The sequence below is a fragment of the Klenkia sesuvii genome, assembly GCF_037083825.1.
Taxonomy (GTDB): Bacteria; Actinomycetota; Actinomycetes; order Mycobacteriales; family Geodermatophilaceae; genus Klenkia; species Klenkia sesuvii.
In genome coordinates this window covers 42,136-64,455 of record NZ_JBAPLU010000016.1, presented here as the reverse complement: position 1 = coordinate 64,455, position 22,320 = coordinate 42,136, and the positions used below count along the sequence as shown (strand labels likewise).

The window sequence follows — 22,320 nt, the reverse complement described above, 5'->3', positions numbered from 1 at the left end:
TCAGCAGCCCGCGGCGAGCAGGGCGCGCTCGCGGGAGCGGGCCGCGATGTCGGCGTCGGAGCAGAAACCGCGGCCGCTGCGCTTGAAGCACAGCAACCCGAGCAGTCGGCCGTCCTCGACGACCGCCATCCGGCGGCGTCCCTCGGCCCGGAGCTGGTCGGCGATGCCGTCGAGCCCGGCCCCGGGGGGCACGGTGCGGCCCTCGAGCCGGCCGAGCTGGTGGGCCGGGACGTCGGGGCTCGCCGTCCCGGACAGGTCCTCGCGCTCGACGACGGACAGCAACCGGGTGCCGTCGACGACCAGCAGGGCGTGCACGTGGTCGTCGGTGAACAGCGCCCGCGCCCGGGCCACGGTGGTGGCGGGCGCGCAGGTCTTGGGGAACAGCACCATGGCCTCGCCGGCCGTGCGGGCGCTCGACCCACCCGCGCAGGGGTCACCCATGGTCACCCTCCCTCCGCACTCGTCGACCCCCAGCCTGCCCGGTCGCCGCCGGTTCCGCTGCGCCGACCCGGTCACACCTCAGCCGCGGCTGCGGATCCAGTCCGGCAGGGTGCCCGAGTCCAGCATGCGCTCCCGCAGCGGGGTGACCAGCTCGACCAGCCGGTGCAGCCGCTCCTCCCCCAGGTGCGCCCAGCCCTCGACGGCGAGGAAGTCGGTGACCGTCTCGACGTCGTCGCGCAGGTCGCGGCCGGCCTGGGTGAGGCCGTCGTCGTCGACCAGCCCGCGGGCCCGCAGCCGCTCGACCCCGGCGGACCACTCCTCGTCGGTCCAGCCGCGGGTGGTGCGCACGAAGTCGGTCGACCCGGACGCCAGCCCACCGGTGACCAGCGCCTCGACCGGGTCGAGACCGGCCGACAGCAGCGCGGTGACGTGCCCGTCGCCGCGGTGCTCGCGCAGCAGCAGGCCGGCGTGCCACAGCTGCATGAGGGCGTCTTCGGGCCACTCGACCGCCGACCACGCGGCGTACAGCGGCCGACCGGCCGGGGTGAGCCCGGCGCACGCCTCGCGGGCCAGCTCGACGGCCTCGGCGACGTCGGGCTCGCCGAGCACGTCGTGCAGCCGGGTGGCGACGCCCTCGCGGCGGGCGGCGGCCCACTCGGCGGGCGGGGCGGCGTCCCACACGGCCGGGACGGCGGCGCGCACCAGCTGCGGGGCGAAGACGTAGAACGTGGAGACGACCAGCTCGGGCGCGCACGGGCCGAACGCCGAGGCCCGGGCCGCGAAGTACCCGGCGCGGGTGGCCAGGACGTCGAAGCGGTCGTACGCGGCGGCCACCTCGGGGGCGAAGAAGCCCGTGACGTGCAGGGTCTCCAGCGTGCCCCACGCGCGGCGGGCCAGGGCAGGGGTGACGGTCATGCGCCGATCCTGCCCCGCCGTCCGCGTGCGGGCAGGACGACTTCGCGCTGCCCGGTCGTGCACCACAGACGAGACTGCACGAGATGAATGCTTCCTTGTTCCGATGGTGGCCGGCCCCCGTCCAGGGGCCCGGGGCGAGCCTGCGAGGGCTGGGGGGGACGGGGGTCCTGACGCGTGCCTGAGGGCCACACCCTGTTCCGCCTGGCCCGTGAGCAGCACGCCGCCTTCGCCGGTCGCGAGGTGCACGTGACCAGCCCGCAGGGCCGGTTCGCCGCCGAGGCCGAGCTGGTCGACGGGCGGGTGCTGGACGAGGTCACCTCGTGGGGCAAGCACCTGTTCGCGGTCTTCGGGCCCGACGTCGTCCACGTGCACCTGGGCCTCTACGGCACGTACACCTCGGGCCGGGGCCTGCCGCCCGAACCGCGCGGCGCGCTGCGCATGCGCTGGGAGGGTCCGGGCGAGGACGGCGAGGGCGTGTGGACCGACCTGCGCGGCGCCACCGCCTGCGAGCTGCTCAGCGACGGCGAGATGCAGCTGGTGCTCGACCGGCTGGGCCCCGACCCGCTGCGGCGCTCGGACCCCGGGCGGGCCTGGGCGCGGATCAGCCGCTCGCGGGTGACCATCGGCGCACTGCTCATGGACCAGGCCGTCATCGCCGGGGTGGGCAACGTGTACCGCGCCGAGGTGCTCTTCCGGCACGGCATCTCCCCGTTCCGGGCCGGTCGCGACCTGAGCGAGGTGGAGTGGACGGCGGTCTGGGCCGACCTGGTCGTGCTGCTGCGGGCTGGGGTGAAGGCCGGGCGCATCGTCACCACCCGGCCCGAGGACCGCGCCCGCCGCCGCGGCGCGGTCACCCGCGACGACGCGCACTACGTCTACCGCCGCGCCGGCCTGCCCTGCCGGGTCTGCGGCACCCCCGTGCGCACCGAGGTGATGGTCGGCCGCAACCTGTTCTGGTGCCCGACCTGCCAAGCCGTCTGACCATCCGCCGCGACGACCTCACCGACCCCCGCGTGCGCGACCTGGTCGCGCTGCACGTCGGGTCGATGCTGGCCGACTCCCCGCCGGGCACCTCCTACGCGCTGGACCTCACCGGCCTGACCGGCCCGGGCATGACGGTCTGGACGGCGTGGGACGGCTCCCCGGACGACGGCGCCCTGGCCGGCATGGTGGCGCTGTCGTGCACCGGTGAGCTGAAGTCGATGCGCACCCACCCCGACCACCTGCGCCGGGGCGTGGCCGCCGCGCTGCTCGCGCACGCCCTGGACCACGCCCGGGCGCAGGGCCTGCACCGGGTGGTGCTGGAGACCGGCACCGCGCCGCCGTTCGACCCGGCCGTCGCGCTCTACCGGCGGCACGGCTTCGTCGACCGCGGGCCGTTCGGCGACTACGTGGCCGGCCCGGACAACCAGTTCCTGCAGCTCGTGCTCTAGCCGATCGCGCCCTTGGTGGCGTCCCCGGCGGGTACCGCCTGCAGCACGTGCACCTGCAGCGGCTCGGCCAGGTCGTCCTTCACGCCCTCGCTGAGCTGGTTGAAGGTGTCACCGGCGCCGTGCGCCTCCAGTGCCGCGCCGTCGCGCCAGCGCTCGACCATGACCAGCACCTCCTGGCCGGCGTGCAGCGCGTAGAGCTCGCAGCCGTCCTCCTCGTGGACGGCGGGGATGGCCTGCTCGAACGCCTCGCGGACGGCGTCCATGCGGTCGGGCTTGGGGGTGATGGTGGCGACGACGGTGATCGGCATGCTGCCGGTGGTGCCCCGCGCCGCGGCGTCTCACCCCTCCTCTGGTGCCGGGGCGGCCGGTCGGGCATCGTGCGCCCATGGAGCGACCGTTGCGGGTGGCCGTCGTCGGTGCGGGCCCGGCCGGGATCTACGCCGCGGAGGCGCTGGCGGGCCAGGACGACGTCCCGGTGGCCGTCGACCTGCTCGACCGGTTGCCGACGCCCTTCGGGCTGGTGCGGCACGGCATCGCCCCCGACCACCTGAAGATGCGGGCGCTGGCCGACACGCTGCGGCACACCCTCGACCACCCGGGCGTGCGGTTCGTCGGCGACGTCGAGGTGGGGCGCGACCTCTCGGTGGCCGACCTGCGCGCGCACGCCGACGCGGTGGTGTTCACCCACGGCGCCTCGGGCGCGCGCCGGCTGGGCATCGACGGCGAGGACCTGCCCGGCAGCCTCGCCGCCACCGACGTCGTCGCCTGGTACACCGGCCACCCGGACGCCGACCGCGCGCGGGTCGAGGCCGCGCTGGCCACCGCGCGCGACGTCGTCCTGGTCGGGGTGGGCAACGTGGCCCTCGACGTCGCCCGGGTGCTGGCCCGCTGCCCGGCCGAGCTGGAGCAGACCGACATGCCCCAGCACGTGCTCGACGTCCTGGCCGCCGCACCGGTCGAGCGGGTCACGCTGCTGGGTCGGCGCGGCCCGGCGCAGGCCACCTTCACCACCCAGGAGCTGCGCGAGCTGGGCCACCTGTCGGCGGCGGTCGCGCTCACCGACCCCGAGGGGCTCGACGAGGAGTCCGAGGTGCGGGCCGTTGCCCGCAACCTGGCCGCGCTGCGGGAGTTCGCCGCCCACGTGCCCGAGCCGGGGAAGGCCGTCGTGCGGCTGCGGTTCTTCACCCGGCCGGTGCGGATCACCGGTGCCGACCGGGTGACCGGGGTGGTGGTCGAGCGGGTGTCGGTGGACGCCGCCGACCGGCTGGCCGGCACGCGCGACACCGAGGTGCTGCCGGCCGACCTGGTCGTGGCCGCGATCGGCTACCAGGGCCACGACCTGCCGGGGCTGGCCGTCGAGGGCGGCACCGTGCCGAACGACGGCGGCCGGGTGCTGCGCGACGGCGCCGTGAGCCCCGGGGAGTACGTGGCCGGGTGGATCAAGCGCGGACCCACCGGCGTGGTCGGCACCAACAAGCACGACGCACGCGAGACCGTGGCCGCCCTGCTCGCCGACGCCCTGACGCTGCCCCGGGTCGAGGGACCGGACCTGGTGGAGACCCTGCGGGCCCGGGGGTGCCGGCCGGTGCTGCTGGAGAACTGGCGGGCCATCGACGAGGCCGAGCACGCCCTGGGCGCCACCCGCGGCCGCGCCCGCACCACGATCCACGACCGCGACACCCTCCGCACCCACGCCCACGGCCCCACGGGCGCGCAGCGTTGATCAGGGGGGTGCACGGGAGTCCCTCCCCCGCCACGAGATCTGGTGGAGGGGGACGGACTCCGGTGGAGGATGTGGAGCCGTGTACGGGCCGCTGGGCGGCGCCGAGGCGGCGTCGTGGACCGGCGCGGGCGCCGTCCCGTACCCCACGGCGAGCATCGCCGAGGAGGGGTTCCAGCGCGCGGGCGGGCGGTTGCCCACGACCCCGCTGGTGGCCGTCGGGGTGTACCTCGCCTCCCTCGTCACCTGGGCCGTCGTCGTCCGCCGCGGGCGAAGGGTCGGCGTAGATCAACCCAGCTGATCGACGTCCGTCCTGGCTCACCGGCGTCGGTGATCCAGGACGGACATCGGTGAACCCAGCTGATCAACGCCGCCCCGCGGGTCAGCCGGAGTTGCGCAGGGCCGTCGCCACGCCGTTGATCGTGAGCTGGATGCAGCGGCGCACCAGTTCGTCGTCGTCCCCCTCGCGCCGGCGGCGCAGCATCTCGACCTGCAGGTGGTGCAGCGGCTCCAGGTAGGGGAAGCGGTTGCGGATCGACCGGGCCAGCGACGGGTTGTCGGCCAGCAGGTGGTCGTCGCCGGTGATCGCCAGCAGGACGGCGACGGTGCGCTCGTGCTCGGCGGTGATGACGTCGAACACCCGGTGCCGCAGGTCCTCGTCGGGCACCAGCTCGGCGTAGCGGGCGGCCAGCTCGAGGTCGGTCTTGGCCAGCACCATGCCCATGTTCGACAGCACCGTGCGGAAGAACGGCCACCGCGCGTGCAGGTCCTGCAGCTGGGCCAACCGCGCCGGGTCGTCGTCGATCCAGGACTGCAGCGCGGTACCGGTGCCGAACCAGCCGGGCAGCATGATGCGGGCCTGCGACCAGCTGAACACCCACGGGATCGCCCGCAGGTCGGTGATCTTGTCCCCGGCCTTGCGCGACGGCGGCCGCGACCCGATGTTCAGCTCGGCCAGCTCGCGGATCGGGGTGGCCGCCCGGAACCAGTCGACGAACCCCGGGGTCTCGTGCACCAGCGCGCGGTAGGCCGCCTCGGCCCGGCCGGCCAGGTCGTCGAAGAGCGCGTAGACCTCCTCCGCGTCGGACCCCAGGCCCTCCAGCGACAGCAGCGAGCTCTCCAGCGTCGCCGCGACCAGCGCCTCCAGGTTGCGGCGGGCCAGGTCGGGCTCGGCGTACTTGGCGGCGATGACCTCGCCCTGCTCGGTGATCCGCAGCTGCCCGGCGACCGACCCCGGCGGTTGCGCCCGGATGGCCTCGTAGGAGGGGCCACCACCACGACCGACGGTCCCGCCGCGGCCGTGGAACAGGCGCAGCTTGACCCCGGCCTCGCGGGCGACCTCGACCAGCGCGAGCTCGGCCCGGTACAGCGCCCAGTTGGCGGCGAGGTAACCGCCGTCCTTGTTGCTGTCGGAGTAGCCGAGCATGACCTCCTGCGTGCCGCCGCGACCGTCGACCATCGAGCGGTAGACCGGCTCGGCGAGCATCGCGGCCAGGGTCTCCCCACCGCCCTGGAGGTCACCGATGGTCTCGAACAGCGGCGCGATCATGATCGGCGAGGCCGGCAGGCCGTCGTCGGAGATCGTGACCAGGCCGACCTCCTTGAGCAGGACGGCGACCTCCAGCACGTCGGACACCGACTCGCACATGCTGATGACGTAGTTCGGGATCGCCCGCGGGCCCAGCCGGCGCACCTGCTCGGCCGCGGCGGCCAGCAGGTCCAGCTCACCACGGGCCAGGTCCGACAGCTGCGCGTCGGCGCCCACCAGCGGACGGCGCAGCCGCAGCTCGCCGGTGAGCAGCTCGCGCCGGGCGGCCTCGTCGAGCGCGGCGTAGTCCTCGCACACCCCGGCCCAGGCGAACAGCTCGGCCAGCACCTCCTCGTGCACCGAGGAGTTCTGCCGCATGTCCAGCCCCGACAGGTGGAAGCCGAACACCTCGACCGCGTCGCGCAGCCGGCGCAGCCGGTCCTCGGCCAGCGCCCCGGCGCCGTGGGTGCGCAGCGAGGCGGCCACCACGTCGAGGTCGGCGATCAGCTCGGCCGGCTCGGCGTAGGGCTCGAGCTCGACGTCGGGCAGCGGGCCGGGCACGTGGCCGAGCACGCCGAGCGCGGTGGCCGCCAGCCGCCGGTACATGCCCCGCAGCGCGCGGCGGTAGGGCTCGTCGGCGCGGAACGGGGAGTCGTCGCGGGAGGCCTCGGCGAGCGCCTCCAGCGCGTCGGTCGGGGTGACCAGGCGCTCGGACATCGACAGCTCCTCGGCCAGCGCCACGAGCTCGCCGAGGTGGTGGGCCAGCGCGGTCTCCGCGGCCCGGGTGGTGGCCCGGCGGACCGCGGCGGCGGTGACGAACGGGTTGCCGTCGCGGTCGCCGCCGATCCACGAGCCGGTGCGCAGCATCGGGGTGGGCAGCAGGTCGGCGTCGGGCCAGCGCTGGTGCAGCGCGGCCCGCAGGTCGGCGTTGATCTGCGGGACGACGGCGAACAGCGAGAGGTCGTAGTAGCGCAGCGCCTCGTCGATCTCGTCCTCGAGCCGCAGCCGCGACAGGCGCAGCAGGGCGGTCTGCCAGAGGGTGAGCACCTCGCGCCACAGGTGCGCCGACCACTGCGCCTCGTCGGGTGCGGTCTCGCGGGTCCGCATCAGCTCGGTGACCTGCCGCTGCACCTGGGAGACCGTGCGACGGCGCACCTCGGTGGGGTGCGCGGTGACCACCGGGACGACGAGGGCGTCGCCCAGCTCGCGCGCCACGTCGGCCGGGTCGAGGTGGGCCGCGTCGAGCAGCTCGAAGCTGGCGGCCAGGGTGCCCTTCTGCGGCGCGGACCCCTCGCGCCGGTGGTGCCGGCGGCGGCGCTCGTGGTGCACGTCCTCGGCGAGGTTGGCCAGCAGCGAGAAGTGGCTGAACGCCCGGATGACGTGGTTGGCGCTGCGCACGTCGAGCCCGGCCAGGGTCTGCGCCAGGCCGCTGCGCCCCACCTCCGAGCGGCGGATCCGGAAGGACTCGACCCGCGCGGCCTCGACCAGGTCGAACACCTCCTCGCCGGCCTGCTCGCGCACGACCTCGCCGAGCACCCGGCCGAGCAGCCGGATGTCCTCGCGGAGGGGGGCCTCGTCCTCGGGCCCGTCGGCCTCGGTGCGGCCCAGGTCGGCGACGTCCACGGTTGCTTCAGACACGGCGCGCATTCTGCCGACCGGGTGTGACGGTCCGGTGTCCCGGGGAGGATCGGGGCATGCAGACCCTCACCGCCACCCCCGTCCAGGGCGTCGAACCAGCCGTGCACGGCGAGGGCCCGACCTGGGACGCCGCCCGCCGCGAGCTGGTCTGGGTGGACATCGACGCCGGCCTGGTGCGCCGGGCGACGGTGTCCCCGGCGGGGGTGCTGGCCGAGGTCGGGGTGCACCGGGGCGGGGACACGGTGGGGTTCGTCGTCCCCGCCGCGGACGGCGGCTGGCTGCTCGGTGCCGACGGCGGGTTCACCCACCTGTCGGTCGACGGCGAGGCCACGGTGCTGGTCGAGCTGCCCGGCGAGGGTCCGGGCGCCGGCACCCGGATGAACGACGGCGCGGTCGACCCCGTGGGGCGGCTCCTCGGCGGCACGATGGGGTTCGACGAGCGGCCCGGCGCGGGCTCGCTGTACCGCGTCGACCTCGACGGCTCGGTGCACACCGTGCTGACCGGGCTGACCATCAGCAACGGCATCGAGTGGACCGCCGACGGCCGCACCGTCTACCTGGCCGACTCCGGGGCGGCGCAGATCCGGGCCTACGCCTACGACGTCGACGACGGCTCGTTCGGCGACGACCGGGTGTTCCTCGACCTGTCCGACGACGACGGGCCGCCCGACGGCCTGACCCTGGACGACGAGGACCACGTCTGGGTGGCGCTGTGGGGGGCGGGCCAGGTCCGCCGCTACTCCCCCGACGGCGAGCTGGTCGCCCAGGTGCAGGTGACCGCGGCCAACACCTCGAGCTGCGCGTTCGCCGGGCCGTCGCTGGACCACCTGGTCATCAGCACCTCCACGCAGGGGCTCGAGACGGTGCCGCCGGACGCCGGCCGGCTGTTCGTCGTCCGCCCCGGGGTGACCGGCCGGCCCGCCGGCGTCTACCGCGGCCCGGTCGACGCCCTCCGCCAGGCCTGACCGGCCGGGACGGTTCCGCACCGCACCGGAGCGGGTAGGCCGACCGGGATGACGACGACACCCTCCCCCCACGACCACGCCGTCGCACCGCCCACCGGCGACGCACCGCACCCGGTGTCCCGCGCCGGGGTCGGGGAGACCCTGCGGTTGGCGACGACCGCGCTGGCCCCGATGCTGGCGCAGGGCATCATCGTCCGGCGTCCGAGGCTGGTGCGGCTGGCCGACCGGCTGCAGGTCGACGACCGGGCCGTGCGCGCCCTGCAGCGCAGTCGGCAGCGGCACGGCCCGGGCCTGCTGAGGCTGCGGGTGCCCGGCCGCAGCCTGGCGCTGGTCATGTCGGCCGCCGACGCCGGTCGAGTGCTGGCCGGTGGTCCGTTCACCCCGGCCACCCGGGAGAAGAAGGCGGCGCTGCAGCACTTCCAACCGGGCGGGGTGCTGATCACCGACACCGCGCACCGCCCCGCCCGACGCCGCTGGAACGAGCACGTCCTGCAGATGGACGTGCCGCTGCACGCCCAAGCCGCGTCCGTGGCCCGCATCGCCGCCGAGGAGCTCGGCCCGCTGCGGGCCGCCGGGACCTGGGACTGGGAGAGCTTCGCCCCGGCGTGGTGGCGGGTGGTGCGCCGGCTCACCCTGGGCGACTCCGCCCGGGACGACGTGGCGTTGACCGACCTCCTGGCCGAGCTGCGCGGGCGCGGCAACTGGGCCTACCTGCGCCGCACCGACACCGCGGCCCGCGCGCGGTTGCTGGAGGGCATCGGGCGGTACCTCGAACGGGCCGAGCCGGGCAGCCTGGCGGCCACGGTCGCCGCCGCCCCGGACGACCCGGCGGTGCCGGTGGCCGACCAGGTCGCGCACTGGCTGTTCGCGTGGGACGCCGCCGGCATCGCGACCCACAGGGCGCTGGCGCTGCTCGCCGGCCACCCCGACCACGCCGCCGCCGTGGCCGCCGAGATCGGCGCCGCGGACGTCGAGCGACCCGACCTGCCCCTGCTGCGTGCCACGGTGCTGGAATCGGTGCGGCTGTGGCCGACCACCCTCGCGGTGCTGCGGGAGTCCGAGGGGCCCACCGACTGGGCCGGCACCCGGCTCCGCCCCGGCACCACCTTCGTCGTGGCGTCGTCGCTGGTGCACCGGGACGACGAGACGCTGCCCGACGCCGACCGCTTCGCCCCCCACCTCTGGGCCGACGACGTCGCCCCGGCCGGCACCAGCGCCTCGCTGTGGTCGATGGTGCCCTTCAGCGCCGGCCCGGCCCGCTGCCCCGGCCGTGACCTGGTGCTCTACACGACTGGCGTGGTGCTGGCCGCGCTCACCGGCGGGCGCCGGGTCGAGCAGGTGGCCGGCCGCCGTGCGGTCGAGGGGCAGGGCATCCCCCGCACCCTCGACCACACCGCGCTGGCCTACCGGCTCAGTTGATCGGGGATCCCCCGGTCACGCCGATGACCTCACCGGAGGTGAAGCTGGCGTCCTCGCTGGCCAGGTAGACGTAGGCACCGGCCAGCTCGGCGGGCTGGGCGGCCCGGCCGAGCAGTGCCTGCTGCCCGAACCCCTCGACCTGGTCGGCGGGCATGGTCGCCGGGATCAGCGGCGTCCAGACCGGGCCCGGGGCGACGCAGTTGACCCGCACGCCGACCTGGGCGAACTCGTCGGCCATCGACTTCGTGAGGTTGACCAGCGCGGCCTTGGTCGCGGCGTAGGCGGCCAGGTTCGGCGACGGCGTGAAGGCCTGCACCGAGCTGGTCACGACCACCGACGAGCCAGGGGCCAGCTCGGGCTTGGCGGCCTGCAGCAGCCAGAACAGTGCGTAGACGTTGGTGCGGAAGGTGCGGTCGATCTCCTCGGTGGAGAACTCCAGGACGTCGTCCACCACGTTCTGGAACGCCGCGTTGTGCACCAGCAGGTCGAGCCCACCCAGGCCCTCCACGGTCTGCGCGACCAGGCCCTTGGCGACGGTCTCGTCGGCGATGTCCCCGGGCAGCAGCACCGCTGTCCGGCCGGCCTCGCGGACCAGGCGGGCGGTCTCCTCGGCGTCGGCGTCCTCCGACAGGTAGGAGATGGCGACATCGGCGCCCTCCCGGGCGTAGGCGATCGCGACGGCGCGGCCGATGCCGGAGTCGGCGCCGGTGATGAGCGCCCGGCGACCCTCCAGCCGCCCCGAGCCGCGGTAGGACTCCTCGCCGTGGTCGGGGCGCGGGGTCAGCTCCCCGGTGCCGCCGGGGTGCTCGATCTGCAGCCCCGGGGTGTCGGTCGGGTGCTTCGTACGGGGATCGACGACAGTCACGATCCGAACGCCTCGCGCCAGGCCGGCATGAGCTCGCGCTCGGTCCACTCCAGGTAGGGCTGCTGCTGGTCGCCGCCGATCTGCACCAGCGCGAGGTGGGTGTAGCCGGCGTCGGCGTACTCCTTCGCGGCGTCGATCACGGCGCCCACGTCGTCCCCGCACGGGATCGAGCCCTCGACGTCCTCCTCGCGCACGAACGCGCTGGCGGCCTCGAAGCCCGCCGTCCCGGGCAGGTCGGCGTTGACCTTCCAGCCCAGGCCGAACCAGCGGAACAGCTCGTGCGCCCGGGTGACCGCGGCGGCCTTGTCGGTGCCGTAGCTGATCGGCATCTGGCCGACCCGGTTCTTCCCGGCCCCGCCGGCGGCCTCGAACATCTCGCCCAGCTCGGGCTTGGGCTCGGTGCCGATCATGACGTCGGCGTACTCACCGGCCAGCTCGCAGGACTTCTTCCCAGAGACCGCGATGCCGATCGGGACACCGCCCTCGGGGAGGTCCCAGATCTTGCCGCCGTCCACGTCGTAGTACTCGCCGTGGAAGGTGGTGTAGTCCTCGCCGGCCAGCAGCTCCTTGATGATCTGCACCGCCTCGGCGAACATCTCGTGCCGCACCGCCACCGGCGGCCACCCCTCCCCCACGACGTGCTCGTTGAGGTTCTCGCCGGCGCCCAGGCCCAGCGTGAACCGGCCGTCGGCCAGGATCTGCAGGGTGGCGGCCTGCTGGGCGACCACGGCCGGCCGGTACCGGATGATCGGGCAGGTCACGTAGGTCATCAGGTCGATGCGGCTGGTCGCCTGGGCGGCCGCGCCGAGGGTGACCCACGCGTTGGGCGCGTGGCCCATCGAGTCCAACCACGGGAAGAAGTGGTCGCTGCTGACCGCGAAGTCGAAACCGACCTCCTCGGCACCGACCACGTGCGAGACGAGGTCCTTCGGGCCCGCCTGCTCGGTCATCATCGTGTACCCCAGCTGCATGCTCATGGTCCCCGCGCTACCCCTCCACCGGGGCCCCCCAACCCATCAGGCGCGCTCGGCCTTCAGGGCCTCGCGGAGCTTGGTCTTGCCGCCGGTGCGCAGCAGGGCGCCGGCGTAGACCCGCCCCCCGACCCGGACGACGAGCGCGATGGCCGCCAGCATGATCGCCACCGACACCGCGATCTCCCAGCCGGCAGCCTCGCCCGCGGCCATCCGCACCGGCATCACCAGCGGGGACAGCCCCGGCACGAACGAGGTCACGGTCGCCAGCGTCGACCCCGGGTCCTGACCGGCCTGCAGCGAGACGATGAACCCGACCACCAGCAGCAGGGTGGTGGGCGTGAGCACGCTGCCGAGGTCCTCCTGGCGGCTGACCAGGGAGGCGGCCGCGGCGAACACCGACGCGTAGAAGGCGTAGCCGACCAGGAACCAGGCGATGACGGTCAGCACGGTGCCGATGAGCTGCCCGGGCACGCTGACCACGTCCAGCGCCAGTGCCCCGGTGACGCCGACGACCGCGATGAGCACCAGCTGCACCAGCCCGAGCACCCCCAGGCCGAGGATCTTGCCGGCCAGCAGCTGCCACGGCTTCATCGTCGACAGCAGCAGCTCCACGACCCGGGAGGACTTCTCCTCCACCACGCCCTGGGCCACGAACTGGCCGAAGAGGATGAGCAGGCCGTAGAGGACCACGACACCGATGAGCGCGACCACGACCGCCGGGCCGCGGGCGTCGTCGGCGGGGTCGAGCTCGGTGAGCGCGAGCTGGGGTGCCGGCTGCAGCTGGACGCCCTGCTCGGCGAGCTGGGCACCGACCGACAGCGCACTCAGCGCCGAGCGCACGATGCCGTCGTCGTCCTCGGCGGACTCGACGACGAGCTGCGGCTGGTCGCCCGTGGGGTCGAGCACCGCGGCGTCGACCTCGCCGTCCTCGACCGCCTGGCGCGCGGTGGCCTCGTCGGGGAGGTCGGTGACGGTCACCTCGGTCCCGGCCGCCTCCCCGGACTGCTTGAGCGCGGTGGTCACCGAGGGGTTGCCGTCGACCACGCCGATGGTGGTGGTCGACGTCGTCCCGCCGGCCACGAGCTGGAAGATCATCACGCCGACGACGAGCAGCACGATGACCAGCGAGCTGATGATGAAGCCCTTGTCGCGGGCCCGGGTGGTGATCTCGCGCCCGGCGACGAGCCGGACCTGCCCGAAGGTGCTCACGCTGCCGACACCGCTTCCCGGAAGAGCTCGACGAGGCCGGGTTCGCGTCGGGCGAAGTGGGTCACCGGGCCCGCGCGCAGCGCGGCGGCGAGCACCGCCTGGTCATCGGCGTCGGGGGCCAGCTCCAGCACGGTGTCCCCGCGCTGCTCGCTGACCACCCGGACGCCGGGCACCGCACCGGCCCAGCCGGGGACGGCGTCGGGGACGACGACGCGCAGCTGCCGGCCCCCCTCGCGCGCCCGCAGCTCGGGGACGGTGCCGCTGGCGACGATGCGGCCGCGGGCCAGGATGCCGACGGCGTCGCACAGCCGCTCGACCAGGTCGAGCTGGTGGCTGGAGAACACGACGGGGACGCCGGCCCGGCAGCGCTCGAGCAGCGCGTCGGCCAAGGAGTCGACGCCGACGGGGTCCAGGCCCGAGAACGGCTCGTCGAGGATCAGCACCTCGGGACCGCTGACCAGCGCGGCGGCCAGCTGCACCCGCTGCTGGTTGCCCAGGGACAGCTTCTCGACCCGCTGGTCGCGCTTGTCGGCCAGACCGAGCCGGTCGACCCACTCGTCGACGGCGCGGCCGGCGTCGGCCGCGGAGGCCCCGTGCAGCCGGGCGAAGTAGGTGAGCTGCTCGGCCACCTTCATCTTCGGGTAGAGGCCGCGCTCCTCGGGCATGTAGCCGATCCGCCGGCGGACGGCGTCGTCCAGCGGCCGGCCCTGCCAGCGCACCTCACCGGCGTCGGCCCGGGCCAGGCCCATCGCGATGCGCATCGTCGTGGTCTTGCCGGCGCCGTTGGAGCCGCAGAAGCCGAACATCTGCCCAGGCGCGACGGTGAAGGACACCCCCTGCAGCACCTGGTTGTCGCCGAATTTCTTGACCAGTCCGTCGAACTCGAGCACGCATCCTCCGAGCGATCGCGGGTACCGCACGGAACCGTATCGGGGTGGTTCGGCTACCCGTTCACCCGCGGGCGGAACCCGACTAGAGGTCCAGCAAGTTCGGCACCCTGTCACGTGAAGCCAGCCGCTGCCAGGCCACCGTGTGCCAGCTGAGGAACTCGCCAGCCACCTCAGGGTTCTTCTTCCACAGCTCCCACATGGACTCGCCGTCCTCGTCGAACTGCGAGATGAACGCACAAGCGGCGCTTCCCAGATTCTCCGCGCGATTGCACTGCTCGGCACTCAGGCCCGACGAAGCCAAGCGGTCCAGTCCCATGACGGACCGCAGGTCCTCGCCCGAGAGACCGCTCTCGGCCGCCGCCTCGAGGATCGAGACGGTGATCATCGCGCCTGCCTGTCGCATCCTGTCCAGGTCCGGGAACACCTGAGGGATGACAGCCATGCAGTCGTCCAGGTCGCCCCCCTCGTAGAACGGGCGCCCCACCATCGTGCGCGCGCTCAGTCCTGCTGTACGGCTCGCGAAGGTACGTAGGAGCCGGCTGACGGCGTCAGCATCGGCTTGACCGGCAAGCCGTCCAACCCGCGGCTGGGCGATCGACGGCGCACCAACCATGCTCGACTGTTGGGCCTGCACTATCTCGCGGAACGCGATGTCGGCGTTGTGCGCTGCAATCGCGAGCAGATGACGTTCCCGCCGCGGATCTCCGAGGCCGAACCGGAACCGGTGGACCACACTGCCCATCTCGACGGCCACCCCTACGTCGGCAAGACCGCTCACGCTTCGGTCGTAGGTGGCGGCGTGGGTGATCGAGTCGAGCGGCGCCCGCCATTGGACCTTGACCGACAACATCCCCGTCCGGATGGCGGTCACTGCGACATCGGTGATGAGGAGCACGTCGTTCTTCCCGGATCTCGCCGTGCTCCGGAGGATGTTGATGAACCGTCCGCGCTGCCGGAGGTCAGGTTCGAGAGCCTCGAGGACCTGATCCTCCTTCACGAAGGACAGGTTGTTGCGGTTGACCATCTTCCGCAGTTCCGCAGTAAACTCCTCGCGATCCATCCAGCCGCACCCCGTCGATCGGATCCAGAGCTGACCGCGCCATTGAATCCGCGGCGAACCACCCCTGGGAGTGCATGGACGTACCCCTCGTGTGCGACGCGGCCCGCCGTAGGACCCAGGTGCGTCCCCCATGGGGGGTACTGGCGGACTCGTTGACCGCCCCGGCGTGGGCGCACATCCTTCGGACCGAGACCGCGCCCACCGGCGCGACCGGGACCCCAGGAGACGCGATGACCACCGCTGGTGGCTTCACCTACGACCCCACCACCCTCTCGGCCGCCAGCCGCGACCTCGCGTCCGGGGCCGCCAGCGTGGACGCACAGCTCACGGCCATGAGCGGCCGACTGGAGCCGCTCCACCAGGGATTCCAGGGTCAGGCCGGCAGCGGCTTCCAGACGCTGTGGGCCGAGTGGCACGAGTCCGCCAAGCGGCTGAAGACCAGCCTGGACGGCCTCTCCCAGCTGCTCGCCCGCGCCTCGTCCAACGCGGCCGAGATGGAGCAGGCCAACTCCTCGATGATGCGCCAGTCCTGACCCCACGCGTCGGACCATGTCGGCCTTCACCGTCACCCCCGCCGAGCTCCACGCCGTGGCGGGGCGTCTTCGCGACCTCGCCAGCCGCATGGAGGAGGCCCGGTCGATGACCCGCCAGGTATCCGGTGGCGACTTCGGGAGCCAGCGGCTGGCCTCGGCCACCGGCGACTTCGTCGAGAAGTGCGCGTGGCAGGCGGCGAAGCTGGGCGCCTCGCTGGGCGAGGCGGCGGACCGTCTCGACCGCGCCGCTGCCGGCTACGACCAGGTGGAGACAGCGCAGCTGCGTTCGCAGCGCGCAGACGGAGCCACCTGAGGTGGACTGGTCAGCACTCGGCGGTGATCCGGCGCCGGGCTCGCCCGAATCGGTGGACCACGGCGCCACAGCACTGGCGGCGGTCGCATCGCTGGCCCGCGAGGCCGCTCGCGACCTGCGGGCCTCGAGCGGCCGGCTCGGGCCCACCACCTGGAAGGGCGAAGCCGCGGACGCCTTCCGGTCCGGCGTGCTCGAGCTGCCCGATCGGCTGTCCGACGTCGACCTCTCGTTCAGCCAGGCGTCGAGCGCTCTCACCCGGTACCGCGACGCGCTCGACCACGCACAGGCCGAGGCGCGGGGCGCCCTGCGCAACGCCCAGCAGGCCCAGTCCGACCTCGCCGCGGCTCGCACCCGGGAAGCGGCCGCCCGGGCCGCGGCCGACGCCGCGCGCCGCTCCCAGCTGTCCGCCCGCACCGAGACCACCCGGCTGGAGGCGCAGCAGGCCCTCACCGTCGATCCGACGCAGCGCACCTCCCTCCAGGGACCCATCGCCACTGCACGGGCCCGCGGGGACCGCGCAGCAGCCCAGGCGAGCTCGGCCCGGGCGGACCTGGACCGCCACGCCGGAGCGGTCCAGGCCGCCCAGGAGCAGCTCGACCGGGCCCGGGCACGGGCCGATGGACTCCGCGACCGGATCCGGTCAGCGGCTGAGGTCGCCGCCCGGGCCCTCGCCGCCGCCGAGGAACAGGGTCACCTGCCCGGCTTCCTCGAACGCGCGTACAGCGACACCAAGGCCTGGGTCGTCGAGTACGGGCCGCAGGCCGCCGAGTACCTGTCACTGGCCGCCACCGTCCTCACGTTCGCGGCCATGGTGCTCCCCTTCGCCGCCCCGGTCCTGCTCGGCGTCGCCCTGGTCGTCGGAGCCGCCTCGCTCCTCCTGACCATCGGCTCGCACGCCTGGTCCGAGGAGGGCATGACGGCCGGCGCCTGGCTGGACGTCGGGCTCTCCACGCTCGGCCTGGTGGGCACCGCGCTCGGCCTCGGGGTCGTCCTGAAGGGTGCGCAGGTGGGCCTGGGGACCGCTCGCGGGGCGGGGATGCTCACCCAGGGTGGGCTCCAGAAGTCAGCCGCCTTGGTCGGCCACCTCCAGGACGGGACGCAGATCCTCCAGGGCGGGGTCGAAGGGTATGAGGAGGACGGCGTCGCCGGAGCACTCCGGGGCAGCGCGGTCGCAGCCACGACCATCGTCGCGGGGCACGCGTTCGCGAAGGTCAGCAGCGTCGGCGTCCTCGCTGCAGTGGAACAGGCGCACCGCAACCCGGACGTGAGCGCACGCCTCACGGACATGGGTCGTAGGCTCCGGCAGGCGTCGGACGCGAGCCCGTTCGTCGTCGACGCGGACGGCACCCGGGACCTGCAGAGCCTGCTCGCCCACGGTCGCTCCGCCCCCGGCGGGTTCCTGCCCGGCAACCACACCGCCACTCCCGGCCCCGGGGCGCTCCTCGACCACGCGGTCTCCACTGACCGGCTGCACGACTTCACCGAGGACCTCGGGCACGGCGTGTACGACTTCGCCGTTGAGGGGTTCGTGGAGGACGCAGCCGCGCACCTCGCGGAGCAGGCCCTCCCACCGTCCTTCGACCAGGATGCGTTCTGGGACCAGGAGCGACGATGACCCGCTGGGGTGTCGTGTTCCCGGACGAGTGGGCGGTGATCCGCACCGGCCCACGAGGTCAGCGACAGATCGGCCAGCTCGTGGCGGCCATGCAGGGCGCGGACCCGGACGCGGTCAGGGCACTCGAGGGCCAGCTCCGTGGCATGGCCGGGCAGCTCGACGCCGCAGGGGTCGACGTGCTGGCCTCGCTCGTCCTGCCTGTGGGCGACGGGACGGCGGTCTCGGCCGTCTGCGCCGTGGCCGTCGTCGCGCTCGACGACCCGTCCCCCGACGCACTGCGACGTCTGGCCGAGTCCGGACCGCACCCCGGAGGCGCCCGGCGAACCAGCCGAACGGAGCTGCCCCTCGGGCCTGCCTCCCGCTCGGCCTCCGAGAGGTTGGCCGTCGAGCTCACCGGCGCCTCGGGCACGGCGCCGATCCAGGCCGAGGTCCGCTACGTGGTGCGCATCGACGACGGGGTCGTGCTGATCCTGCACTTCGAGACCTTGTCGGTGGCCTACCTGACCGAGCTCTCCGACGTATTCGACGCCGTGGCCGGAACCGCCCGCCTCGCCTGAGCGCCCTCACCCGGCCCACGGCACCTGGACGACCTCCCGGTCGCCGCGATGGCTGAGGAGCGCCCGGCCCGGGCCGGCCGAGAACGCGGTGTCCGACCCGATCGGGGTGCCCGTCAGCTCGCCGAAACCCGTGCGCGGGGAGAACCAGAGCCCGGCGACCCCGCGCGCTACCAGACGCCACCCGCCGTACCCACCGAGCCGGGCAGGGTCGCCGCCCAGCACGAGGCGCACCCCGGGGCTGCCCACCGCGGCCGTCAGCAGGGGCGCGTCGTCGGCCACCCGGCCCGCGTCGTCGACCAGCAGGACCGTCCCGGGTACCAGTTCGACCGCGGCGCGCGGGTCGACCACCCGCGCGTCGCCGAAACGGTGCTCGTCCTCGACGCGCCCGACCACGACCAGCGTCGGCACCCCGGAGGTGACCAGTTGCGCGGCCAGGGACACCAGGGCCCCGGTGCACCCCAAACCGGCCGGTCCGGTCACCACGAGCGGTCCCTCCAGCCGGTCGAGGTCGATCCACCGGCCGGCCAGCTCATCGCCCCCGACCCCGACCAGGACCGATCGCGGCCCTGCGCCGGCCGGGCGCCCGGCCAGCCGCAACGCGTCGGACAGATCGATGCGGGCGGGCAGGTCGTCCAGGCGGAAGGGCCTGTCCCGCACAGGTTGCGCGCAGTCCGCCGCCACCTGACCGACGACGGCGTTCTGCGCCTCGGTGCCCGGGTCCTCCGCGAGCAGGGCGATCTGGACGGCGTCGCCCGACCCGGGCCGGTGCGCACGTCCCGGCGCGATCTCGGTGGGCAGCTCGCGGTGCGGCACGCCGAAGTCGCCCATCTGGTCGCGCTGTTCGAACCGCAGGCAGAGGACCTGCTCGACAGCACCGAGGATCTTCTGCACCCCGATCCCACCGGCGACCGCGAACTGGATGCCGAGCGCCGGCCCCTCGTCCAGCAACCGCAGCAGTGTGGTCCGCGGCCCCTCCTGGTGTCCGCTGTAGGACTGGACGAGGCTGTCCCAGCCGTCCAGGACGACCAGCACCGGAGCCGGGGCCAGGGGCCGGGCCCGGCGCAGCTCGGCCCACGAGGAGACGCCGTGCTCGGCGAGCAGCGCGGACCTCCGTGCAGCCAGGCCGGCCAGGCGCTCGACCAGCCGCTCGGTCCGGTGGCGCTCGGTCCGCGTGGCGACGACGCCGCAGTGCGGTAGCCGGGCCAGCGCACGCAGCGCCGAGGACGGCGTGTGGTCGATGACGTAGACGTGCAGGTCGTCGGGCGACACCCGGCGGGCCACGGCCGTCACCAGGGTCCGCAGCGCCGTCGATCGACCCGAGCGCTGGCCGCCGACGACGGCCACGTTGCCCCCACCGATGGTCACCGTGAACGGCACCTGGGTCTGCTCCGCCGGGCGGTCCTCCAGGGCGAAGGGCACCTGCTCGGGCGCCCCGGTCGTGGCCGCCGTCAGCCGGTCCAGCAGCAACGTGGCGGGCAAGGGAGGCAACCAAGGCCGGCGGGCCCGGCGCTGGCCGGACACGGCTGCGGCCTCGTCCACGACGCCGACCAGGTCGTCGAGGTCGGTGCGCCCGTCGGGGGCGTCCTCGGCACGAGCGGCCGACCGGACGGGGACCCCGCACGCCGACCACGGCAGGACCCGGACGACGGGCGGTGCGACGTCCCCCGGGGCGCCGGACCGCACGGGGCCGCTCACCCACGCCGTCTGGATCGTGACGGCAGACCGCTCGCCCACCCGCAGGGCCGCGCGGCCCTTGGCCCGGTGCGGGAACCCGGCCGCCTCGGGTCCACCGACCAGATCCTGGCTGGTGCCGGGGTCCAGCACCCGGAGGCAGAGCCTGAGGTTGGAGTTGTCGAGGATCTGCGGCGTCACGACCCCGGCCGGCTGCTGGGTGGCGAGGACCAAGTGCACCCCGAGGGACCGGCCCACGCGGGCGACCCGCACCAGACCGTCGACGAAGTCGGGCTGGGCCGCCTTGAGCTCGGCGAACTCGTCGATGACGATGACCAACCGGCTCACCGGCGGCAGCTCCGGGAGACGCCGGCGCGCGCTGCGGTAGTCCCGGAGGCCGTCCACGTTCCCGGCCGCCTTGAACCGGGCCTTGCGCAGGTCGAGCTCGGCGGCCAGGGAGGTCAGCAGGCGGTCGGCCAGGTGCCCGCCGATGGTGAGGTCGTCGGCGTACCCGACCACGTGCGGCAACGTCGCCAACCGGCCGAAGGCCCCGCCGCCCTTGAAGTCGATGAGCAGCAACGACAGGTCCGCGGGGCCGGCCGACAGCACGAGCCCGGCCACGAGCGCACGGAGCGCCTCGCTCTTGCCCGCCCCCACGGTGCCGGCGACCAGTGCGTGGGGCCCGTCGTCCACCAGGTCGACGGAGACGGTGCGCCCGTCGTCGTCCACGCCGAGCACCGCCCGCCCCTCGGGGCCGTTCGCCCAGCGGTGCACGATGCGCCCGACGTCCCGGGTGCCGCCTCCGACCAGGTCGTCCAGGCGCACCACGTCGGGCAGCGCGCCACCTTCCCGCCCCCCGAGCGGGACCAGCGGCGCCAACGCCCGGGCGCTCCGCTCGGCCACCGCGCCCGCGACCAGGTCCACGGTGAGACCCGTGACCGGTGGGGCTCCCTTGACCTGCAGCTCGCCCGTCGAGCCGGTCGCGTCCAGGAGCAATCGCGCCGACGTCTCGGCCGGGAGACGAGAAGGGTGGGAGTCGACGGCCACCACCCGGATGCCGAGTGCGCCGCCGCCCTGCAGGAGCCCGACCACCGCCGGCCTGGTCCGCAGCGCGCCGGCGCCGTCGAGGACGACGAGCACCTCCGGCAGCAGGGTGCGCTGCACCATGCCGAACCCGGCCAGGCCGGAGCGCTGACGCACCAGGGCCGACAGTTCCTCGAGCCGCAGCTCGAGCGCCTCCGCGCCGGGCGCCACCGTGTGCACGTCGGCGCCGCGCACGTGCGGCAACCAGCGCAGCCAGGACCAGCCGTCCGCGGCGCCGTCCGACGACAGGTGGACCACGACGAGGTCCTCGGGGCTGCGCGAGACGACGACCTGGTGCACCAGCGCACGGGCGGCCGCACGGGCGTGCTCGATCGAGCCCGCGATGCCCAGCACCGGGTGCGTGCGGAGGTCGACCACCGCCGGGGTGGCGAGCAGCACCGGCGAAGGCGCCTCGGTGCCGGCGTCCTGCACGGCGATCCGCGCAGGTCGGTCGTGCGTGCCGATCCGCAGCCGCAGCGCGGTCTCGTCCCCGCCGTCCACCGACCACAGCTCGGCGGTGGGACCCGCGGCGGCCAGCGCGCACGACGCGGGGTCCAGGGTGGCCGCCCACTCGCGCTCGGCCTCCTCCCGTGCCGCCGCACGCAGCCCGTCCTCGGCCTCCCTGCGACGGGACAGGAACGACTCGTGGCGTCGCCGGGCGTCCCGTCGTGCCGTGCGCTGACCGACCAGGATCACCCCCATCGTGACCACCGGCGCGACGACCCCCAGGACCGCGTACAGCGGGTTGCCGAGCAGCACGGCGGCCAGCACGCCGGTCACGAGCATCGCGGCGCTGCCCACCAGCTGGACCGCCACGCCCGTGCGCGCCGGGTCCTCCGGAGCGGTGGGCATCACGACCCGGACCACCGGCTCGGGGGTGCGGTACCGCACGACCCGGTTGAAGAGGAGGTCGCCGTCGGGACCCCGCTCGGCCGAGCCGTCGGGCACTCGGGCCGCCGCGAGCTGGAGGACGGCCTGGCCCAGCAGGAACCGTTCCCCCGGGGCCACCCGTACCGGCCGGTCTCCGACCCGGACGCCGCCGACGACCGTGCCGTTGCTCGACCCCTCGTCCCGGATCTCGAGCCCGCGGTCCACCAGACGCACCGAGGCGTGCCGGGTGGACATCGTCGGGTCGTCGACGACCAGGTCGGCCGGCGCCGCCCGACCGACGACCACCTTCCCCGTCGGCAAGGGGTGGACGCTGCCGGCCGCCGCTCCGCCGACGATGAGCAGCGCGGGACCGTCCAGCAGCCAGGGCCTGGGGTCCCCGGGGACGCCCACGGTGAGCACCTGGCCGCTGCGCAACGGGCCGGCACCGACCGCCTGGTCCAGGTCGACCGGGTCGGCACCGTCGTGGACCGACGGCCCTGCCGGGTCGACGAAGCCGGCGAGCACCTCCGCGGCCGTCGCCGCGGGGGCCGCCTCGACGAGGAGGTCCCGGCGCCGTCCGCTGCGGCCGACGAGGCTGAACTCCCAACGCACTGCGGTCGT

The 22,320-nt window shown here is 74.5% G+C and carries 20 protein-coding genes; 10 read left to right on the top strand and 10 right to left on the bottom strand.

The genetic code is table 11. The features are described 5' to 3' along the window. Together TEK04_RS15110 and TEK04_RS15105 are read right to left on the bottom strand one after the other, a co-directional pair. Entirely contained in the window at window positions 1-441 is a 441-nt protein-coding gene (locus tag TEK04_RS15110; protein WP_336405181.1) for a CBS domain-containing protein, read from the bottom strand. A gap of 78 nt (window positions 442-519) precedes the next feature. Further along, a complete protein-coding gene (locus tag TEK04_RS15105) occupies window positions 520-1,356 on the bottom strand; it encodes an SCO6745 family protein (protein ID WP_336405180.1) in 837 nt (278 codons plus the stop codon). Between the two features lie 174 nt (window positions 1,357-1,530). Between TEK04_RS15105 and TEK04_RS15100 the strand changes: the two genes are divergently transcribed. Further along, a complete protein-coding gene (locus TEK04_RS15100) occupies window positions 1,531-2,337 on the top strand; it encodes an Fpg/Nei family DNA glycosylase (protein WP_336405179.1) in 807 nt (268 codons plus the stop codon). After that, the gene (locus TEK04_RS15095) at window positions 2,313-2,789 is read left to right on the top strand and encodes a GNAT family N-acetyltransferase (RefSeq protein WP_336405178.1); all 477 of its coding nucleotides are present in this window, start codon (window positions 2,313-2,315) and stop codon (window positions 2,787-2,789) included. The genes TEK04_RS15100 and TEK04_RS15095 overlap by 25 nt, the downstream gene beginning before the upstream one ends. On the opposite strand, the gene TEK04_RS15090 is transcribed toward TEK04_RS15095, so the two are convergent. After that, the gene (locus TEK04_RS15090; RefSeq protein WP_336405177.1) at window positions 2,786-3,097 is read right to left on the bottom strand and encodes a putative quinol monooxygenase; all 312 of its coding nucleotides are present in this window, start codon (window positions 3,095-3,097) and stop codon (window positions 2,786-2,788) included. The genes TEK04_RS15095 and TEK04_RS15090 overlap by 4 nt on opposite strands. Window positions 3,098-3,174: 77 nt before the next feature. Between TEK04_RS15090 and TEK04_RS15085 the strand changes: the two genes are divergently transcribed. Together TEK04_RS15085 and TEK04_RS15080 are read left to right on the top strand one after the other, a co-directional pair. Continuing rightward, window positions 3,175-4,512, top strand: a complete 1,338-nt coding sequence (locus tag TEK04_RS15085; RefSeq protein WP_336405176.1) for an FAD-dependent oxidoreductase — start codon at window positions 3,175-3,177, stop codon at window positions 4,510-4,512. A 79-nt stretch (window positions 4,513-4,591) separates the two neighbouring features. Next, window positions 4,592-4,810, top strand: a complete 219-nt coding sequence (locus tag TEK04_RS15080) for a hypothetical protein (RefSeq protein WP_336405175.1) — start codon at window positions 4,592-4,594, stop codon at window positions 4,808-4,810. An 81-nt stretch (window positions 4,811-4,891) separates the two neighbouring features. Here TEK04_RS15080 and ppc read toward each other — a convergent pair whose 3' ends face one another. Beyond that, window positions 4,892-7,684: a phosphoenolpyruvate carboxylase gene (ppc, locus tag TEK04_RS15075; RefSeq protein WP_336405174.1), complete on the bottom strand. Its 2,793-nt coding sequence runs from the start codon at window positions 7,682-7,684 to the stop codon at window positions 4,892-4,894. Window positions 7,685-7,731: 47 nt separating this feature from the next. Between ppc and TEK04_RS15070 the strand changes: the two genes are divergently transcribed. Further along, complete coding sequence (locus TEK04_RS15070; RefSeq protein ID WP_336405173.1) at window positions 7,732-8,640, top strand: SMP-30/gluconolactonase/LRE family protein; 909 nt, start codon at window positions 7,732-7,734, stop codon at window positions 8,638-8,640. A gap of 48 nt (window positions 8,641-8,688) precedes the next feature. Further along, a complete protein-coding gene (locus tag TEK04_RS15065) occupies window positions 8,689-10,059 on the top strand; it encodes a cytochrome P450 (RefSeq protein ID WP_336405172.1) in 1,371 nt (456 codons plus the stop codon). Here TEK04_RS15065 and TEK04_RS15060 read toward each other — a convergent pair. From TEK04_RS15060 to TEK04_RS15040, 5 genes are all read right to left on the bottom strand, one after another. Next, window positions 10,052-10,924: an SDR family oxidoreductase gene (locus TEK04_RS15060; protein WP_336405171.1), complete on the bottom strand. Its 873-nt coding sequence runs from the start codon at window positions 10,922-10,924 to the stop codon at window positions 10,052-10,054. The genes TEK04_RS15065 and TEK04_RS15060 overlap by 8 nt on opposite strands. Further along, window positions 10,921-11,901: a TIGR03557 family F420-dependent LLM class oxidoreductase gene (locus TEK04_RS15055; RefSeq protein ID WP_336405170.1), complete on the bottom strand. Its 981-nt coding sequence runs from the start codon at window positions 11,899-11,901 to the stop codon at window positions 10,921-10,923. Before TEK04_RS15055 ends, TEK04_RS15060 begins: the two co-directional genes overlap by 4 nt. Window positions 11,902-11,940: 39 nt before the next feature. Then, the gene (locus TEK04_RS15050) at window positions 11,941-13,107 is read right to left on the bottom strand and encodes an ABC transporter permease (protein ID WP_336405169.1); all 1,167 of its coding nucleotides are present in this window, start codon (window positions 13,105-13,107) and stop codon (window positions 11,941-11,943) included. Continuing rightward, window positions 13,104-13,997 (bottom strand): ABC transporter ATP-binding protein, encoded by an 894-nt coding sequence (locus TEK04_RS15045; protein ID WP_336405168.1) that lies wholly within the window; start codon window positions 13,995-13,997, stop codon window positions 13,104-13,106. Before TEK04_RS15045 ends, TEK04_RS15050 begins: the two co-directional genes overlap by 4 nt. A gap of 82 nt (window positions 13,998-14,079) precedes the next feature. Then, on the bottom strand, window positions 14,080-15,057 hold the full coding sequence (locus tag TEK04_RS15040) for a hypothetical protein (protein WP_336405167.1): 978 nt from the start codon (window positions 15,055-15,057) through the stop codon (window positions 14,080-14,082). Between the two features lie 230 nt (window positions 15,058-15,287). Here TEK04_RS15040 and TEK04_RS15035 point away from each other — a divergent pair, with 230 nt between their 5' ends. The 4 genes from TEK04_RS15035 to TEK04_RS15020 are packed head-to-tail and all read left to right on the top strand — an operon-like array spanning window position 15,288 to window position 18,075. Then, window positions 15,288-15,590: a WXG100 family type VII secretion target gene (locus TEK04_RS15035; protein ID WP_336405166.1), complete on the top strand. Its 303-nt coding sequence runs from the start codon at window positions 15,288-15,290 to the stop codon at window positions 15,588-15,590. Window positions 15,591-15,606: 16 nt separating this feature from the next. Further along, a complete protein-coding gene (locus TEK04_RS15030) occupies window positions 15,607-15,903 on the top strand; it encodes a type VII secretion target (RefSeq protein ID WP_336405165.1) in 297 nt (98 codons plus the stop codon). A gap of 1 nt (window position 15,904) precedes the next feature. Next, entirely contained in the window at window positions 15,905-17,518 is a 1,614-nt protein-coding gene (locus tag TEK04_RS15025) for a putative T7SS-secreted protein (protein WP_336405164.1), read from the top strand. Further along, entirely contained in the window at window positions 17,515-18,075 is a 561-nt protein-coding gene (locus TEK04_RS15020) for a hypothetical protein (protein WP_336405163.1), read from the top strand. Before TEK04_RS15025 ends, TEK04_RS15020 begins: the two co-directional genes overlap by 4 nt. Before the next feature lie 6 nt (window positions 18,076-18,081). Here the strand turns inward: TEK04_RS15020 and TEK04_RS15015 are convergent, their stop codons facing one another. Further along, entirely contained in the window at window positions 18,082-22,311 is a 4,230-nt protein-coding gene (locus tag TEK04_RS15015; protein WP_336405162.1) for an FtsK/SpoIIIE domain-containing protein, read from the bottom strand. Window positions 22,312-22,320 lie beyond the last annotated feature (9 nt).

Excerpts from the sequence above, each read along its gene's own strand:
- TEK04_RS15110 (WP_336405181.1), bottom strand. The coding sequence starts at position 441 with ATGGGTGACCCCTGCGCGGGTGGGTCGAGCGCCCGCACGGCCGGCGAG.
- TEK04_RS15020 (WP_336405163.1), top strand. The coding sequence starts at position 17,515 with ATGACCCGCTGGGGTGTCGTGTTCCCGGACGAGTGGGCGGTGATCCGC.
- TEK04_RS15090 (WP_336405177.1), bottom strand. The coding sequence starts at position 3,097 with ATGCCGATCACCGTCGTCGCCACCATCACCCCCAAGCCCGACCGCATG.
- TEK04_RS15105 (WP_336405180.1), bottom strand. The coding sequence starts at position 1,356 with ATGACCGTCACCCCTGCCCTGGCCCGCCGCGCGTGGGGCACGCTGGAG.
- TEK04_RS15030 (WP_336405165.1), top strand. The coding sequence starts at position 15,607 with ATGTCGGCCTTCACCGTCACCCCCGCCGAGCTCCACGCCGTGGCGGGG.
- TEK04_RS15035 (WP_336405166.1), top strand. The coding sequence starts at position 15,288 with ATGACCACCGCTGGTGGCTTCACCTACGACCCCACCACCCTCTCGGCC.
- TEK04_RS15040 (WP_336405167.1), bottom strand. The coding sequence starts at position 15,057 with ATGGATCGCGAGGAGTTTACTGCGGAACTGCGGAAGATGGTCAACCGC.
- TEK04_RS15085 (WP_336405176.1), top strand. The coding sequence starts at position 3,175 with ATGGAGCGACCGTTGCGGGTGGCCGTCGTCGGTGCGGGCCCGGCCGGG.
- TEK04_RS15055 (WP_336405170.1), bottom strand. The coding sequence starts at position 11,901 with ATGAGCATGCAGCTGGGGTACACGATGATGACCGAGCAGGCGGGCCCG.
- TEK04_RS15070 (WP_336405173.1), top strand. The coding sequence starts at position 7,732 with ATGCAGACCCTCACCGCCACCCCCGTCCAGGGCGTCGAACCAGCCGTG.
- TEK04_RS15065 (WP_336405172.1), top strand. The coding sequence starts at position 8,689 with ATGACGACGACACCCTCCCCCCACGACCACGCCGTCGCACCGCCCACC.
- ppc (WP_336405174.1), bottom strand. The coding sequence starts at position 7,684 with ATGCGCGCCGTGTCTGAAGCAACCGTGGACGTCGCCGACCTGGGCCGC.